General features: G+C 60.2%; 16 protein-coding genes. 9 read left to right on the top strand and 7 right to left on the bottom strand.

Annotated features, from left to right (window positions below):
• Nucleotides 1–60 precede the first annotated feature (60 nt).
• The 3 genes from MMS95_RS05795 (at nt 61) to MMS95_RS05785 (ending at nt 4,387) form a co-directional block, all read left to right on the top strand.
• Nucleotides 61–981, top strand: coding sequence for a LysR substrate-binding domain-containing protein (locus MMS95_RS05795; RefSeq protein ID WP_015377064.1), 921 nt, complete (start codon nt 61–63; stop codon nt 979–981).
• 112 nt (nt 982–1,093) lie between these two features.
• Nucleotides 1,094–3,391, top strand: coding sequence for a beta-glucosidase BglX (bglX, locus tag MMS95_RS05790; RefSeq protein WP_242141467.1), 2,298 nt, complete (start codon nt 1,094–1,096; stop codon nt 3,389–3,391).
• 72 nt (nt 3,392–3,463) lie between these two features.
• Nucleotides 3,464–4,387, top strand: coding sequence for a PEP phosphonomutase (locus MMS95_RS05785; protein ID WP_033633822.1), 924 nt, complete (start codon nt 3,464–3,466; stop codon nt 4,385–4,387).
• Here MMS95_RS05785 and MMS95_RS05780 read toward each other — a convergent pair.
• A complete protein-coding gene (locus MMS95_RS05780; RefSeq protein ID WP_242141466.1) occupies nt 4,384–5,412 on the bottom strand; it encodes an acetylserotonin O-methyltransferase in 1,029 nt (342 codons plus the stop codon). The genes MMS95_RS05785 and MMS95_RS05780 overlap by 4 nt on opposite strands.
• Nucleotides 5,413–5,765: 353 nt before the next feature.
• Between MMS95_RS05780 and MMS95_RS05775 the strand changes: the two genes are divergently transcribed.
• A complete protein-coding gene (locus MMS95_RS05775) occupies nt 5,766–6,158 on the top strand; it encodes a hypothetical protein (protein WP_048322465.1) in 393 nt (130 codons plus the stop codon).
• A gap of 73 nt (nt 6,159–6,231) precedes the next feature.
• Here MMS95_RS05775 and MMS95_RS05770 read toward each other — a convergent pair whose 3' ends face one another.
• On the bottom strand, nt 6,232–7,032 hold the full coding sequence (locus MMS95_RS05770) for an alpha/beta fold hydrolase (protein ID WP_081877851.1): 801 nt from the start codon (nt 7,030–7,032) through the stop codon (nt 6,232–6,234).
• 236 nt (nt 7,033–7,268) lie between these two features.
• On the opposite strand from MMS95_RS05770, the gene MMS95_RS05765 reads away from it, so the two are divergent.
• The 5 genes from MMS95_RS05765 (at nt 7,269) to MMS95_RS05745 (ending at nt 12,760) form a co-directional block, all read left to right on the top strand.
• Nucleotides 7,269–8,024 carry a CDP-diacylglycerol diphosphatase gene (locus MMS95_RS05765; protein ID WP_033633818.1) on the top strand — a complete coding sequence of 252 codons (756 nt, stop codon included), beginning with the start codon at nt 7,269–7,271 and terminating at the stop codon, nt 8,022–8,024.
• Between the two features lie 168 nt (nt 8,025–8,192).
• Nucleotides 8,193–8,717, top strand: a complete 525-nt coding sequence (locus MMS95_RS05760; protein WP_049276885.1) for a MarR family transcriptional regulator — start codon at nt 8,193–8,195, stop codon at nt 8,715–8,717.
• A complete protein-coding gene (locus MMS95_RS05755) occupies nt 8,714–10,045 on the top strand; it encodes a cytochrome c (RefSeq protein WP_228392561.1) in 1,332 nt (443 codons plus the stop codon). The genes MMS95_RS05760 and MMS95_RS05755 overlap by 4 nt, the downstream gene beginning before the upstream one ends.
• A gap of 16 nt (nt 10,046–10,061) precedes the next feature.
• Nucleotides 10,062–10,514, top strand: a complete 453-nt coding sequence (locus tag MMS95_RS05750) for a (2Fe-2S)-binding protein (RefSeq protein ID WP_033633817.1) — start codon at nt 10,062–10,064, stop codon at nt 10,512–10,514.
• 2 nt (nt 10,515–10,516) lie between these two features.
• Complete coding sequence (locus MMS95_RS05745) at nt 10,517–12,760, top strand: molybdopterin cofactor-binding domain-containing protein (RefSeq protein WP_242141465.1); 2,244 nt, start codon at nt 10,517–10,519, stop codon at nt 12,758–12,760.
• 38 nt (nt 12,761–12,798) lie between these two features.
• Here the strand turns inward: MMS95_RS05745 and MMS95_RS05740 are convergent, their stop codons facing one another.
• The 5 genes from MMS95_RS05740 to MMS95_RS05720 all read right to left on the bottom strand — a co-directional run bounded on the left by MMS95_RS05740 (nt 12,799) and on the right by MMS95_RS05720 (nt 16,563).
• A complete protein-coding gene (locus tag MMS95_RS05740; RefSeq protein ID WP_242141464.1) occupies nt 12,799–13,101 on the bottom strand; it encodes a hypothetical protein in 303 nt (100 codons plus the stop codon).
• On the bottom strand, nt 13,098–13,733 hold the full coding sequence (locus MMS95_RS05735; RefSeq protein WP_015377071.1) for an AAA family ATPase: 636 nt from the start codon (nt 13,731–13,733) through the stop codon (nt 13,098–13,100). Before MMS95_RS05735 ends, MMS95_RS05740 begins: the two co-directional genes overlap by 4 nt.
• Before the next feature lie 271 nt (nt 13,734–14,004).
• Complete coding sequence (gene yajD, locus MMS95_RS05730) at nt 14,005–14,346, bottom strand: HNH nuclease YajD (RefSeq protein ID WP_004939576.1); 342 nt, start codon at nt 14,344–14,346, stop codon at nt 14,005–14,007.
• Nucleotides 14,347–14,400: 54 nt separating this feature from the next.
• Nucleotides 14,401–15,318, bottom strand: a complete 918-nt coding sequence (locus MMS95_RS05725) for a LysR family transcriptional regulator (RefSeq protein WP_060558895.1) — start codon at nt 15,316–15,318, stop codon at nt 14,401–14,403.
• A gap of 60 nt (nt 15,319–15,378) precedes the next feature.
• A complete protein-coding gene (locus MMS95_RS05720; RefSeq protein WP_033633813.1) occupies nt 15,379–16,563 on the bottom strand; it encodes an MFS transporter in 1,185 nt (394 codons plus the stop codon).
• Nucleotides 16,564–16,706 lie beyond the last annotated feature (143 nt).

Genomic DNA, 16,706 nt, shown 5'->3' with positions numbered 1-16,706 from the left:
GACAAGGGAAAGTTTGTCATACTTGCCATGCACTACGATCATACCTAATCGAGGCACGCTATGCCGATATCCCTGCCGTCGCTCGACGTGTTGAAAACCTTCGTGGTGGTGGCGCAACGCCTTAACTTTACCCATGCCGCCCGGCAGTTGCACCTGACGCAGGGAGCGGTCAGCCGGCAAATCCTCGGGCTGGAACAGCGCCTGGGCTATCCGCTGTTCAGCCGCCAGGCGCGTGGTCTGGCGCTGACGCCGCAGGGCGCGCAGCTGCTGGCGCCGGTACAGCAGGCGCTGGGGCAGTTGGATGAAGCCCTGACGCGGGCCGCCGCTCCGCCGGGGGCGCTGCGTATCAAATGCCCGACCTGCGCCATGCGTTGGGTGCTGCCGCGCATCATTCGCCTGCAAAATGAACGGCCGGACATGCATATCGAGCTGACCGCCTCGGTGTCGCACGGCCTGGATTTCAGTACCGAGCAGTTTGACGCCGCGGTGGTATTCGGCCGGCCGCCGGGTAAAAAGCTGACCGCGCACTTGCTGTTCGATGAAATCCTCACGCCGGTCTGCACGCCGACGTTCCTGCCTCCGGCGGCCCGGTTGACGGACTTGACGGACAAAACTCTGCTGCACCCGACGCGCGATCGGCGCGACTGGCTGCGCTGGCTGAAGGCGGCGGGCGCCGATGCGTTGCCGTCCGGTAAGGCCCAGCATTTCGATACCCTCGATCTGGCGATGAGCGCCGCGCTGCAGGGATTCGGCATCGCCATCGGCGATCTGTGCCTGCTGGAGGAAGATATTCAGGCGCAGCGCATCGTCACGCCGTTCCCGCTCTGCGTCAGCAGCGGCGCGGCCTATTATTTGGTCTATCCTGAACGCACGGTGGCGCCGCCGACGTTAACCGCGCTGGTCGATTTTCTGGCGGCGGAGGCCGCCGACAGCCGCGCCCGGCTGCAGAATTACCTGCCGATAACCTGTAATGCTTTGTAAACATTAGCGATGCGAATTCCCTTGGCGATGAAACAGAGTGTGGCAAACTGTTTCTTCACTCCGATTAAACTCCGCGGCGTTGGCGGCGGAAACACGCCTGAGATAAAACAAGATGAAATGGCTTTGTGTGGTGAGTATGTTGTCCGGTCTGGCCCTCAGCCCGGCTTTTGCGCAGGAAACGCCGATAACGCAGGGCATTCACGCCCAGCAGCGCGACGCCTTCGTGTCCAATTTGATGAAGCAGATGACGCTGGAAGAGAAGATCGGCCAGCTGCGGCTGATCAGCGTCGGGCCGGATAACCCGAAAGAAGCGATCCGCGAGGGGATCCGCAAAGGGCAGATCGGCGCCATCTTCAATACCGTCACCCGGCCGGATATCCGGGTGATGCAGGATCAGGCGATGCAGCTCAGCCGCCTGAAAATCCCGTTGTTCTTCGCCTATGACGTGGTGCATGGCCAGCGCACCGTGTTCCCGATCAGCCTGGGGCTGGCGGCCAGTTTCGATCTGGAAGCCATTGCGCTCAGCGCCCGCGTGGCGGCGCAGGAGGCCAGCGACGATGGCCTGAACATGACCTTCGCGCCGATGGTCGATATTACCCGCGATCCTCGCTGGGGCCGGGTCTCCGAAGGCTTCGGCGAAGACACCTGGCTGGTATCGAAAATCGCCAAGGTGATGGTCGACGGTTTCCAGAACGGCGATCCGGCCAAACCCGGTTCGGTGATGGCCAGCGTCAAGCACTTTGCATTGTATGGCGCCGTCGAAGGCGGCCGCGATTACAACACCGTCGACATGAGCCCGCTGCGCATGCATCAGGACTATCTGCCGCCTTACAAAGCGGCGGTGGACGCCGGCAGCGGCGGGGTGATGGTGTCGCTCAACGCGATCAACGGCGTGCCGGCCACCGCCAACCCGTGGCTGCTGAAAGATCTGCTGCGCGACCAGTGGGGCTTTAAAGGCATCACCATCAGCGACCACGGCGCGATCAAAGAGCTGATTAAACACGGCGTGGCCGCCGACGCGCGCGACGCGGTGCGCCTGGCGATCACCTCCGGCGTCGACATGAGCATGAGCGACGAGTTCTACGACAAATACCTGCCGGGTCTGGTGAAGGACGGACTGGTGTCTGAAAGCGATATCGACCGCGCCTGCCGCGACGTGCTCAACACCAAATACGACATGGGGCTGTTCAAGGATCCGTATGTGCATCTGGGCCCGGCGGGTTCCGATCCGCAGGACACCAACGCCGAAAGCCGTCTGCACCGCGCCGAAGCGCGGGTGGTGGCGCGCAAGACGATGGTGCTGCTGAAGAACGATAAGCAGACGCTGCCGCTGAGCAAGCAGGCGACCATTGCGCTGGTCGGGCCGATGGCCGACAGCCAGCGCGACGTGATGGGCAGTTGGTCAGCCGCCGGGGTGGTCAAGCAGTCGGTCACCCTGCGCGAAGGGCTGGAGCGGGCGGTGGGCGACAAGGCGCGCATTCTGTACGCCAAGGGCGCCAACGTCACGCAGGATAAAGGCATCATCGACTATCTCAACGAGTATGAGCCGGCGGTGGCGTTCGACACCCGCTCGCCGCAGCAGATGATCGACGAAGCGGTGCAGGCGGCGAACAAGGCCGACGTGGTGGTGGCGGTGGTGGGGGAATCGCAGGGCATGGCGCATGAGGCCTCCAGCCGCGCCGACATCACGATCCCGCAGAGCCAGCGTGATTTGATCGCCGCGCTGAAAGCCACCGGCAAGCCGCTGGTGCTGGTGCTGATGAACGGCCGGCCGCTGGCGCTGAGCTGGGAGAGCGAGCAGGCGGACGCGATGCTGGAAACCTGGTACAGCGGCACCGAGGGCGGCAACGCGGTGGCGGACGTGCTGTTCGGCGACTACAACCCGTCGGGCAAGCTGCCGATGACCTTCCCGCGCTCGGTCGGCCAGATCCCGATGTACTACAACCACCTGAACACCGGCCGGCCGTTCGGCAAGGAGAACCCCGGCAAATACACCTCGCGCTACTTCGATTCGCCGAACGGCCCGCTGTATCCGTTCGGTTACGGCCTGAGCTACACCACTTTCAGCCTGTCGGATCTGAAATTGTCCAGCCCGACGATGGCGCGCAACGGCAAGTTAACCGCCAGCGTCACGCTGAAGAATACCGGCAAGTACGACGGCGCCACGGTGGTGCAGCTGTATCTGCAGGACGTCACCGCGTCGGTCAGCCGCCCGGTGAAAGAGCTGCGCAACTTCAAGAAAGTGACGCTGAAGGCCGGCCAGTCGCAGCAGGTTGAGCTGCCGATTAGCGAAGAGGATCTGAAGTTCTACAACGCCAGCCTGAAGTGGGGGGCGGAGCCGGGCAAATTCAACGTGTTTGTCGGCCTGGATTCCGACAACGTGCAGTCGCAAAGCTTTACCCTGAAGTAAGTCTTCCCCCTCTTTCACTGCGGTGGGAGAGGGGGACCATCCATTCCCGCCAACGTCATCGGAGCCTGTCTCATGAAACGTTATCTGGACTGCAGCGCCAGCGATCTGGCCGATATCGGCAAAGCCGATCTGCTCTACGCCATCCGCGCCAGTGAAGGGCGCATTTTGGTCAGCGAAACCATCGCGGTCACTCAGCCGCTGCTCAATAACGTCACCAACGCCGAACTGGCGGCCAGCCAGGGCGCCGATCTGCTGCTGTTGAACCTGTTCGACGTCGATCGTCCGCACATCGCGGGCCTGCCCGCCGACGTGCCGCCGCAGGAGGCGCTGCGCACGCTGCAGCGGCTGACCGGACGAGTGATCGGGGTGAATCTGGAGGCCGTCGATCCGGCCTTCGCCACCGAACATAACGACTTCTGGCAGATGACGGCGGGCCGCGCCGCCACCGCCGAGAATGCGCGCAAGCTGTATCAGCTCGGCGCGCGCATGCTGGTGCTGACCGGCAACCCGAACAACGGCGTCAGCAATCAGGCGATCGCCGCCGCGCTGAAAGCGATCCGCGATGAGGTAGGCGACGAGATGGTGCTGGTGACCGGCAAGATGCACGGCGCCGGTATCGTGCGCGAAAGCGGCAGCCAGCTGATCGGCGAGCAGGATATCGCGCTGTTCGTGGAGAACGGCGCGGACATCGTGCTGTTGCCGGCGCCGGGCACCATTCCCGGCATGTCGCAGGAGAAAGTGGCGGCGCTGATCGCCTATGCCCAGCGGCAGGGCGCGCTGGCGATGACGGCGATCGGCACCTCGCAAGAGGGGGCCGACGTGCAGACCGTGCGGCAGATTGCGCTGATGAGCAAAATGGCCGGCGCCGATCTGCACCATATCGGCGATACCGGCTATCTGGGGTTGGCGCTGCCGGAAAACATCTTCGCCTACAGCGTGGCGATCCGCGGCGTGCGCCACACCTACAGCCGCATGGCGAGATCGGTGAACCGCTAAGCCTGGGGTTTTTGCGCCGTGACGATGCTGAAATAGCCGAGCGACGGCAGCACCTGAGCAGGCCCGAAGCCGACGTCGCGCAGCAGGTCGCCGATTTCCTTGCCGGAGTATTGGCGGCCCTGCGTCCATCCCATCATCATCAGGCTGTACCCCGCGGCGGCAGGTGGGCCGTCGCCGTCATCGTTGTACAGCACTTCGTGGATCACGATCCTGCCCCCGGGCGGGAGGGCCGCATAGCTCTTTTGCGCCAGGAAGCGGTTCTTGTTCATCGGCCAGTCGTGGAAAATATTGGAGTACAGGTGCAGATCCGCCGCCGGGTAGGGATCGCGCCACATATCGCCGCTGTGGGTGCCGATGCGCTGACTGAGGCCGTAATCGTGCGCGTAGTCGGCGGCGAGCGGGCACACCTCCGGCAGATCGAACACGGTGCACGTGAGCGCCGGCCAATGGGTCGCCAGACTGATGGCATGGGCGCCGGAGGCGCCGCCGATATCCAGCGCCGTGCGGCAGGCACCGAGGGGCAACAGCGTAGGCCAAACGCTGGCCGATCCCATGCTCAGGCTGTGCATGGCGTGGGTAAACAGCCGCATTCTGTCGGCGTCGAGCGTATGGGTTTCAAACAGCCCCTGCTCGCCGTACACCTGCGAGGCATTCTTTCTGATGGCGCTTTCCAGGTTTTTCAGCGTGAAAATCTCGCTGTTTTCAATCATCAAATCCCAAAAATAGCCGAAATAATGCGGGTTGTTTTTTAACAAAAAGGTTTCCGCTTCCGGCGTCAGAGAGAATGTTTCGCCGTCTCTGTCTATCAATTTCAATGCCACTAGCGCCATGACCAGCGTCTCTGCCGGGCGTCTTTCCACATTGGCCTGAGCGCATATATCGGTCAGGTTGCGGGGGGGCAATGCAATAAATTCAAAGATGCCCAGGCGGTGCGCAATAAGCGCCGCCGGATAGAGATATAAATTCATCGTGATATCGAGAATGGTTTTGTCGTCGCATTGCGGCGGCCGGACGGAATGGTTCATGTGAATCCTCTCCCACTAAGGCATGGCGCGTCTTAACAGGCTATGTTACGCCTGTGGTTTTAGCAAAGGACGGGGGCGCGATTGACCGCAGGCCAACGCTTACGTTGTAAATAATTCCATAGTGAGACTATTTTAAAATTGAATTGGGCGCGGTTAATGTCGAACGTAAAAACTGACGTCGGGCGGAGTAATAACCCCATCATGCATTTTTATTTTACTGGAGGTTAACTTAATCACAGTTATTAACGCGTTAGGGTTGTGTTAATCTGAGTCGCCGTTATACCGTACCGATATTCACATTATTTTTGTGAATAATTCAAAGCTAAATAATTCATTATTAAAACGAGATAACAATGAAAAAGAGCATTCTGACCGGCATGATTGCCGCGACTCTGGGCCTGTTCAATACCGCTAATGCCGAAGGGATGGACCCTGCTGCATTGAAAAACGTCTATGACATTACGCGTAATACCAGCGGGCTGATGTCTTACTGCGTCGATAAAGGTTTTCTGAAAGCGGACAGCATCGACAACGCCAAGAAAATGGTGGCCTACGTGGCGGCTATTCCCGGCGGCGTCGACACCCGCGACGGCGACAAGCGTGAAGCGATGGGCCGTGAAGGCAATGTGCTGAACGACGACGGCAACGTGGTTGCGTTGGAAAAGGAAGCGCCACAGGGTCTGCAGACATGGTGCCAGCAGGCTGACGAAGGGATCCGCCAGGGTCTGACGTCTATTGGTCAATAAACGCCGGATGTAGCCTCCCCCTCCCTAAGGCTTCGTCTGAAGGGAATCTCCGGGCCAGGCGGCCCGGAGAATCTTACCAGAATAGTGGCGTAGTGTTTTCAGCCAGAAACGCCAGCAGCGTTTCATTGACCGCCGCCGGATTTTCCTTGTTGCTGATATGCCCGGCGTTGGGGATCAGCACATGTCGGCAGCCGAGAATATCCGCCATGCGCTGGCCTTCCGCCGGCGGGCGCGGCTTATCCTGCGCGCCGGTGATGACGATGCTGGCGGCGGTGATGTTTTCCAGCAGCGCCAGCTTGTCGGGGCGGCCGAAGATCATCCGGCCCAGTGGCACGATGCTGTCGCGCAGGCGCTCGGCGGGCAGGCTTTGCAGATGGGCCAGCAAAGGCTGCGACAGAGCAGCGGGCACGTCGTCGGAATAGAACTGCGCGGCGATATATTCCAGCAGCGGTGACGTGATGGCGCCGGCCTGTTCCACGGCGGCCAGCATGCCCATATAGCGCTGCCGCGCCTCCGGCGTTTCGTCGCCCAGGTAGCTGTCCAGCAGCGCCAGCACTTTCACCCGCTCCGGCGCCAGCGCCGCCAGTTCCGCGCCCCACATGCCGCCGACGGACAGGCCGACGATGCCGAACTCTGCAATATCCAAATGATCCATCAGCGCCAAATGATCGGCGGCGATATCCGACAGGCTGTTTCGTCCAGGCGGCAGCGCCGGGGAGTCGCCGTGGCCCCAGAGATCAGGCACGATCAGGCGGTAGCGTTTCGCCAGCGCCTCGAACTGCGGTGCCCACATGTTCAGATCGAACAGATAGCTGTGGCCCAGCAGCAACGGAAAGCCCGAACCCACGTCGAGGTAATGCAGGGATTTGCCCATCGTTGGCATCTTGTCGGTTCCTTATATAAAGAGAGTCCGGCTGCTTATATCACACTCATATTCAACCTGCGGTATTAATTTACCTTAAATTACTTAGGTAAACCCTTATTTTTAATTTTTATTGATAACAAGACGTCAATGAAAGGTGACGCTAAGGATAATATTCTGGTGACGATAAGAGCCTTGGTTTATGCTGGCGCTTCTTTCAAGATGGAATAGGTAAACAGGGCGTCACGATGAAAAGACTTTTCAGACTATTAATTATTTTGCTTGTCATTTTGCTGCTGGCGGCGGTGCTGTGGTGGTTCTTCGGGCGCGGTAATCCGAATGCGCTGTGGCAAATCGTCAGCCAACAGTGCGTGCCCAATCAGCAGCAGAACAACGATCCGGCGCCCTGCTTAAAGGTTGATTTAACCGAGGGTTATGTGCTGTTTAAGGACAGCAAAGGCCCCTATCACGATCTGGTGATGCCGACCGAAAAGGTCAGCGGCATCGAGAGCCCGATATTGCAAGCGGAGCGAACGCCGCCTTATTTCGCCCAGGCCTGGAATAACCGCGAACATATATCCAGCGAGCTGGGTAAACCGTTAAAAGACGCATGGGTTTCTCTGGCGGTCAATTCGAAATATGGTCGCTCTCAGAATCAGCTGCATATTCACGTTGCCTGCTTGCGCCAGGATGTCTATAACGCGCTGGGGCAGCAGGCGGAACAATTAGATCAACAGTGGCGGCCGCTGGCGGTGAAATTGGTCGGCCACCAATATCTGGCCAGAAAATTGGCGGGCACCGATTTAACCCAGGAAGATCCTTTCCGTTTACTGCAGAACTATGTGGTCGAGCAGGGCGACAGCATCGGCAATTACGGCCTGGCGCTGGCGGTCAGCCCGCAGGGCGAGATGCTGCTGTTGGCGAACCGTTTGAAGCTGACCGATCTCAACCTGGGCTCGGCCGGCGAAATTCAGGACTACCGGTGCGAGGTCGCGGGGAACTGAGTTTTTCTTATCGCTCCCCGTCGTTGGGGAGCGTATGCCGTGCGATATGAACTAACCAAATGTATTAAATCGTTTTTATTTTATTCTCCCTCATCTGCTTGATCCCGTCATAACGTCCGATCTATTATTTGTTTGCACAAGCAAATAAATAATCGAGAGCAATCCGGTATGTCACAACCACGCAAACTTCCTGCTGCACTGGGCATCCATCTGGATGTCACCAATCGCCTGTGGCGCACGGCGATGGACCAGTCGGTGAAAATGACCAATCTAACGCGCCCGCACTGGCTGGCGCTGAGTGCGATTGCCGATCTGGGTGATGGCTGCACGTTGAAAGACGTTTCGCAGCATTTGAACGCCGAAGTCTCGACGATGTCGCGTGCGTTGCTGTTTTTGGAAAAAAATCGGCTGATCGCTCGCGATGCCCTGTCTGAAGATAAGCGCGCTAAAGGCGTGAGAATGACCGTGGCCGGGCAGGAGATGCTGGCGCAGTTGGATCACTCCAGCCAACAGGCGCGGCAAAAGCTGCTTAGCGGCATTTCGGCCGACGATCTGGAGGCTTTTTATCGCGTATTGTTTGGCATCAAACATAACGCGATAGCGATGCTCGAACAGGAAAATCTATTGCCGGACGAGTTTGCGCTGCTGGCGGAGGAGCGCGCGGGAGCGATGAAGCCGGAAGGTGAAGCGTGATCGGCCGCTGGCGGAGAGCACAACAGCTGTGCGTTATCGCGTTGGGGATCTTCTCCTGCTCGGTCTTCGCCAGCCAGAATGACCAACAGGTCATCGCACGCGGAAAATACCTGGCGATCGCCGCAGATTGCGCGGCTTGTCACCGCGGCAGCAGCCAACAGGACGCCCCCTACGTCGGCGGTTATGCCATCGCTTCGCCGATGGGCGATATCATCGCCAGCAATATCACGCCCGCCAAAGGAACCGGCATTGGCGACTACAGTGAACCCGAGTTTCGCCGCGCGTTAACGCAGGGCATCCGGCGGGACGGCCAACCCTTGTATCCCGCCATGCCTTATACCGCTTATCAGGGGTTGAGCGATGACGATCTGCACGCGCTGTATCGTTATTTTATGACCGGGGTCGCACCGGTCGATCGTGCGGTGCCTGAGACCCAACTGACGTTCCCTTTTTCCTGGCGTTATGCGATCCACGGCTGGAACTGGCTGTTTCTGAAAAAAAGGCCCGGCGATGAAGATGAGAAAAAAGCGCGGGGTCGCTATCTGGTGGATGTTTTGGGGCATTGCTCGGCGTGTCACAGCCCGCGTAACGGGATGATGGCCGAACGCGACGATCGCTATCTGGCGGGAGGGGAGGCCGGCGGTTGGATCGCGCCGAATATCACCTCGGATCCCGTCAGCGGCATCGGCGGCTGGAGCCGGAAAGAGTTGGTGCAGTATCTGCGCACCGGGCGCAATGACAAAGCCCAGGCGGCCGGCGGCATGGCGGAGGCGGTGGAGCATAGCCTGCGTTTCCTGAGTGACGACGATCTCAACGCCATCGCCGACTGGCTTAAACAGACGCCGCCGATCGTCACCGTGCAAGGAACGAAAGCGGCCTATGACTATCAGGGAGGCGGTGAAGGCCGTGCAGCCGGGCAGGCGCTGTATGCCGCTGCCTGCGCCAGCTGCCATCGCCTGGGCGGCGAAGGCGCCTATGACGGCCATTTCCCTGCTTTGACTCACAATTCCACCGTAGGCAGCGAGCGGGTCAATAACCTGATCATGGTGATGCTGCATGGCGTGCAGCGCCAGGGAGAGACGCTGCAAACCTGGATGCCGGGATTCGCCGATAGCCTGGATGACCGACAACTGGCCGAGTTGGGCAACTATGTATTGCAGCAATTCGGCAATCCGGCAGTCAGGATAACGCCGGAGCAAGTGGCTCGGCAGCGGGCGGGCGGTGAAAAACCGCTGTTGATCGCGTCATTGCCTTATGTGTTCTGGGGCGGTGTATTGCTGGCATTGATCGTCATCGGGGCGTGGGTGAAACGTCGGATGAAGCATTGATCTAAGAGAGGATGGCATGAAGTTCAATCTGAACGGCCAGGCGGTCGAATTTAACGGCGAGCCGGATACGCCGCTGCTATGGGTGATCCGAGAACATTTTAAGTTGACCGGCACCAAGTTCGGCTGCGGTATCGGCGCCTGTGGCGCCTGTACGGTACATGTCGACGGTAAGGCAGTGCGTTCATGTTGCTATCCGCTGCAATTGGTACGCGACCGGCAGGTGACCACTATCGAAGGGTTGTCCACCGATCGCAGTCATCCGGTGCAGCAGGCCTGGATTGCGGAGGACGTGCCGCAGTGCGGCTACTGCCAATCAGGCATGATCATGGCGGTCAGCGCGCTGCTGGCGGAACACCCGAGGCCGGACGATCGACAGATAGATACGGGCCTGACCAATCTGTGCCGCTGCGCCACTTACCACCGTATCCGTGCGGCGGTGCACCGCGCCGCCGACAAGGGAGAACCCTGAGTATGGCGATCACCCGCAGAACCTTGTTAAAAGGCAGCACGTTGGCAGTGGCCGCCATGCTGCTGCCGATATCGACGCGCAGCCTGGCGGCCGTGGTTTCACAGGACGCGGCGCCACCGGACGGTCAGCATGAATTGAACGATTGGATCTGGATCGATCGCGGTGGCCGCATCGTCATCGGCGTGTCGCAATGTGAGGTTGGGCAGGGGATTTATACCGGCCTGGCCGAAGTGGTGGCGGCGGAGATGGATGCCGATTGGGCACAGGTGACGGTGAAATTCGTCACCGGGCGTGATGCTTACCGTCAGGTTGCCGGGGGCGAGGCTTTCGCGCAATTTGTCGCCGCTTCAACCTCAATGACCAAATTTTATCAGCGCACCCGGCTGGCCGGCGCACAGGCGAGAGATTTCTTTCTGCGCGCCGGCGCAAAACATTTCGCGCTTTCACCGCAGCAGTGCCGCACGGAGAAAGGCTGGGTGCTTGAGGAGAGCGGGCAGCGCAAGGTCGCCTATGGCGATCTGGTGCGCTATGCCGCCGAGCTGCCGTTGGATCCGCAGCCTGCTTTAAAGAGCGAAGCGCAAGAGCAAGAGAGTTTCATCGGCAAGCCGCTGTTGCGGGTCGATACGCCGGAGAAAGTGGACGGCAGTGCGATTTACGGTATCGATATCGATCTGCCGGAGATGCTGATCGGCGTCCCCTGGATGGTGCCTGACCTCAGCGGAAAGCTGGTCGCCGTGCGTAATGAACGGCAGATTCGGGCCATGCCGGGCGTGGTGGATCTGGTGCTGACCCGGCAGTGGTCGATGAACAACATGGTCGGATTGGATCACGATATGTCACTCAATACGGTGATCGTGGTGGCGGCGAGCTACTGGCAGGCCAAAAAGGCGGCGGATTTGCTGGAGGTCGACTGGCTGCCGGGGGCAGGGCAAGCGCTGACCGGCAGCGCGATTGCGGCGGAGAATCTGGCGATGCTGGACGGCGATACCTTGGTGCCGGCGGTCGATCGCGGCGAGGCGTCGGCGTTGATTCATAACGCTGAGCAGGATTCGCGCCTGCATGAGGCGCGTTACAGCGCGCCTTATGTGGCGCATGCCACCCTGGAGCCTTGCAACGCCACCAGCCATTATGAAGAGGGCCGTATCGAAACCTGGGGCCCTTTCCAGGGGCAGGACATGGTGCGCAACGTTCTGGCGAAAATGTTCGGGCTGAAGCCGACGGATGTGGTGGTGAATACGACCTACCTGGGGGGCAGCTTTGGGCGCAAATATCTGCCGGATGCCGTGATGCATGCTACCGCCGCCTCCCGGGCGGTGGGGAAACCGGTCAAAGTGATCTATCCGCGCGAGATCGACATGCGGCATGAATACTATCGTCCGGCCTGCATCAGCCATTATCGGGCGCTGTTGGATGAAAACGGCTACCCGCAGGCACTGTGGGCGCGCTATGCCGGGCAGTCGCTCTTCTGGCAAATGCGGCGCGAAACGGTACACGAGGCCGGGGGATGGGATGAAAGTATGGTGGAGTGCGTTTACAGCACGCCGTATTGCATCCCTCATCTGAAAGTGGAGGCCGGCATCGTCGAACAACCGATTTCCCTGAGCTATCTGCGCGGCGTCGGCAGCGTCGCCAGCCTGTTCTTTTTGGAAAGCTTTATCAGCGAACTCAGCCATAAGGCCAACCGGGACGAGTACCAGTATCGGCGGCATCTGTTGCAGGACACCCCGGAAGCGTTGCGCGTACTGGACGCCACCGCGGCGGCGTCTGGTTGGCAGCATGAACCGCCGCCGGGCGTTTATCGCGGGATGTCGTGCAATATTTGGGTTGGCCGCAATAACGCTTTCACCACTTACGTCGGTTTGGTGGTTGAAATCGCCATTCAAGAGGGGCGACTGCGGGTGCTCCGCGCGATATGCGCGATTGACTGCGGCAAGGTGATAAACCCGAACCTGGTGCGCGCCAACGTAGAGGGCGGCATCGGCTTTGCGCTGACCACCTGTCTGCACAGCGAACTGCATTTTGAACGGGGCGGCGTGGTGGAAGGGAATTTCGATCGTTATCCGCTGCTCGCGATCGCCGAAATGCCCAAGGTGGAAGTGGTGGTGCTCGACAGCGCGCGTGCGCCGCAGGGATGCGGGGAAGTGTCGACTGCGGTGGTCGCTCCGGCGATGGCCAGCGCGCTGCATAAGGCCACAGGCAAAACCTATCGTACTATGCCGTTCCCGCGCCAGTTTTCATCCGTTTAACGGCCCGCCGGCGTAGTCAGCCGGCGGCTGCCGTGCGGTCAGAGTTTTTTCAGCAATGCCAGCAGCTGCGTTTCGCTTTTCTCCGCCAGCCCGTCGATGGCGAGCTTGATGATGTCGGAGCGGGTGATGCGCACGATGCCGTTGCGCGCCGCCTGCACGATCACCTCATCGATGGCTTCGATGTGGTTGTCCGTCAGGCTGACGGAAATCGCCTTATAGGTGCGCTTGCGGCCGGCCGGCTTGGCTTCCGGCGCGGGCGCCGCAACCGGCAACGTATGCGAGGTGGCGCTGTTGATGAATTCGTCTTCCGACATGCGGTGGGTGGGGGGGCGCTTCTTCACAGGATCACCTCTTTCACCAGGCATTCGATCTCGGCCTGCGCCTTTTCGTTGTTCGCCTCATGCACGGTGATGGCTTCGCCCCAGGCGTCGCGGTAAATTTTGCGATCGCACAGGCGGTGGCTCACCAGGGTGAACTCCGGGTATTCGCTCAGCACCTGCGCCGCTTCGTTGGCTTCATTAATGAAGATATTGGTCGGGCACATGTTCAGCACGATGTAGCCTTTGACCTTCTCGTTATATTCCTGCGCAGTGGAGAACATCTCCGACAGGTAGCCGATGGTGTCGAGATCCATCTGCGAAGGGCGCAGCGGCGAGAGGAACAGATCGGCGGCCAACAGGCCGGAGCGCAGTTCGGCGCTGTCGCGGCCGGCGGTGTCGACGATCACGTAGTCGTAATGGCGATCGAGCTCCAGCAGCGTTTCCTTGATTTTGCCCGACGCGGCCACCACCGGAATGTGCGGCAGTCCCTCGACGTTCTGACGGTCGTTGTACCAGGTCATGATCGATTTCTGGTCGTCGGCATCGACGATGATCGCCGTCTTGCCTTGCTTAAGAATCAGATACCCGGCGATATTCACCGCTTTCGTCGACTTGCCGACACCGCCTTTTTGCGAGCCAATCAGAACAATCATGCTGCCATCTCTCAAGTTATTAAGCAGGTAACTTATTAAGTTAATGTGCTTATTAGGTTGATAATCAAACAGGTTAACAAGAACAACTCGCGAACAATATGCACCAACTGCGGCGGCTTGCCAAGCCAGTATGTCGTTAACTGTGCAGCTTATTTTGCGCTGGATGGCCCGGATGGGTAAGTAGGAATTCTCTGGGAAGTGGCGATGCGGAGGGGGATTTTATTAATTTAACAGCTTAATAAGTTAGTAGCTCATTAAGCTGTTGTCGACATTATTTCTTCATCATCGCCTTCAGGTTGGCGAACGGGTTGTGGGTGGCGACGCCGATATCTTTTTGCGCATCTTCACCGGCCACCACCGTCGAACCGTATTGATCGGCCTCGGTGTATTTCGAGTGTTCGTGGTCGTGGCAATACAGGCACAGCATTTCCCAGTTGCTGCCGTCTTCCGGGTTGTTACTGTGATCGTGATCGATATGGTGCACCGTCAGCTCGCGCAGGTTGGAATAAACGAATTCGCGTGAGCAGCGCCCACACACCCAGGGGAACAGTTTCAGCGCTTTTTCGCGGTAGCCGGTTTCCAGCTTCGCATAGTTTTTGGGGATATAGGCCATGGTGGTTGTCCGTCGGGAATCAATATGCGGCCAATAATACCACAGTGCGTGCGGTTACAACGTGCGGCTCATCTTGCCGCTGTCAAAAGTCTCCACCGCCCAGTCGATGAACGCCCGCAGCTTGCCGCTGAGGTGGCGATTGGACGGGTAGACCACGTACATCTGCTCCGGCGGCGGCTGCCAGTCGTGCAGCAGGCTGATCAGCTCGCCGCGCTCGAGGTGTGGCTGCGCCATAAACCGATAAATCTGGATGATGCCTAATCCGGCCAGGCTCGCCGCCAGCAGCGCGTTGCCTTCATTGATGCTGACCGGGTAGCGCTGCTGGATGGCGATCTCTTTGCCGCGCTCGACATAGCGTTGCGGATGGATGCGGTCGTTGACCGGATGGCGGTAGTGCACCATCGGAAAGCCCTGTTCCAGATCGCACGGGTGGCGCGGAGTGCCGTGGCGCGCCAGATAGGCCGGGGTGGCGCAGCTGACCCAGTCCAGATCGAACAGACGCCGGGCGATCAGGCTGGAGTCGGCCAATGGGCCGCTGCGGATCACGCAGTCGGCGCTGTCGCTGATCAGATCGATAACGCGATCGCCGATGCTGAGATCGATTTGGATTTGCGGGTAGCGTTCCAAAAAGCCGGGCAGCGCCGGCAACAGCAGTTGGCGAGCGGTGCCGCTGCCGGTGTCGATGCGCAGCACGCCCTGCGGAGAACTTTGCGACTCGGTCAGGCAGCCCTCCATCTGCTCCAAATCCGCCAGCCATTTCACCGTATTTTGGTAATAGCATTCGCCTTCGCGGGTGACCGACACGCTGCGAGTGGTGCGCTGAAACAGCTTGGTCTGCAGGTGATCCTCCAGATTTTGGATCAGCTTGGTGACCGTCGCTTTCGGCATGCCCAGCGAATCGGCGGCGCGGGTAAAGCCGCCGGTTTCCACCACGCGGTTAAATACCCGGATAGCGAGCAAATGATGGTCCATAGGGTTCTCAACGCCATGCCCCGGCGGTGACCGGGGCATGTTTCTGCAGATAGATAATGATTAACACTGTTTAGCGCCAATCGCGCCGGAGCGCAAGCTGAGGCCGAACACCAGCGTGGCGGAGAGGATCAGCGCGCCGCCGAACAGCATGGCGCTGCTGACGCCCTGCCAGTCCACCACCTCGCCGCCCAGCAGCGCGCCGGAGGCCAGCGCGATCTGGATGACGCACACCAACAGCGCCTGGCCGGCTTCCGGCGCCTGCGGCACCGCGGCGAACATCCAGTTGGTGGCGCACACCGGGACGGCGCCAAAGGCCAGCCCCCACACCAGCACCATCAGCGTGGCGCCGGCGAGGCCGCTGAGCAGCGGCGAAACGATCAAAATGCCCGCCAGCATGGCGGCGATCAGAATAAAGGTGGCGCGCAGGCTGTATTCCCCCAGACGCTCGCCGAGGAAAGTGCCCAGCAGGCCGATGGCGCCATAGGCCAACAGCTGCAGCGAGATCGCCGACGGGCTGAGCACGAACACCTGCTGCAGCAGGGGCCGCAGATAGGTGTAGGCGGCGAAGTGGCCGATGAACAACAGCACGATGGCGATCAGGCCGATGCGCGCCATCGGCAGGCGCAGCGGCAGTACCAGATCGCGCGGCGTGACCGGCCGGGACGGTGGCACCGAGGTCAGCAAACGCAGCTGCGCCAACAGTACGCCGACCGCCAGCGCCGCACCGCCGAAGAAGGCGGCGCGCCAGCCAAATAGATCGCCGATCAGCGCCCCGGCCGGCACGCCGCACACCGCGCCGACCGAGATGCCGCTGAGGATCAGCGCGGTGGCGCGGCCCTGGCTGGCTTCCGGCACCAGATGGCGGCCGTAGTTGGCGGCGAACGACCAGAAGCCGCCGACGCAGATGCCCAGCAGCACGCGGCCCAGCAGCATCATCGGGAAGTTGACGGCCAGCGCCGCCACCAGGTTGGACACCATCAGCAGCAGCGACAGCCCCAGCATCAGCAGGCGTCTGTCCAGCCGGCCGGAAGCCAGGCTCAATACCGGTGCGGCCACCGCCGCCACGATGCCGGGCATGGTGACCATCAGCCCGGCGGTGCCGGTGCTGACTCCGAGCGAAGGGGCGATGTTGGTCAGCAGGCCGATCGGCAGAAACTCGGTGGTGACCATGACAAAACAGGCGACCGTCAGCGAGAAGATCGCCGGCCACGGGGATGATGCAGGGTTATCTTTATTATTCAGCATAATGCCGCTCGTCTCAGGTGAATGCGCAGGCCGCGCGCGGGGCGCGGTGTGACCGAAGTCACAATCTACGGCAGGTGCAAGTCGCGGATAAATCCATCTGCGGTGGTTACACTGTTTCTGAGGGGAAACAATCGCGGCAGTGA

Origin of the sequence: Serratia sp. PGPR-27 (assembly GCF_022678525.1) — a bacterium.
GTDB lineage: Bacteria > Pseudomonadota > Gammaproteobacteria > Enterobacterales > Enterobacteriaceae > Serratia > Serratia nematodiphila.
The sequence above is the reverse complement of the archived record's forward strand: the minus strand, read 5'-3'. Positions and strand labels throughout refer to the sequence as shown.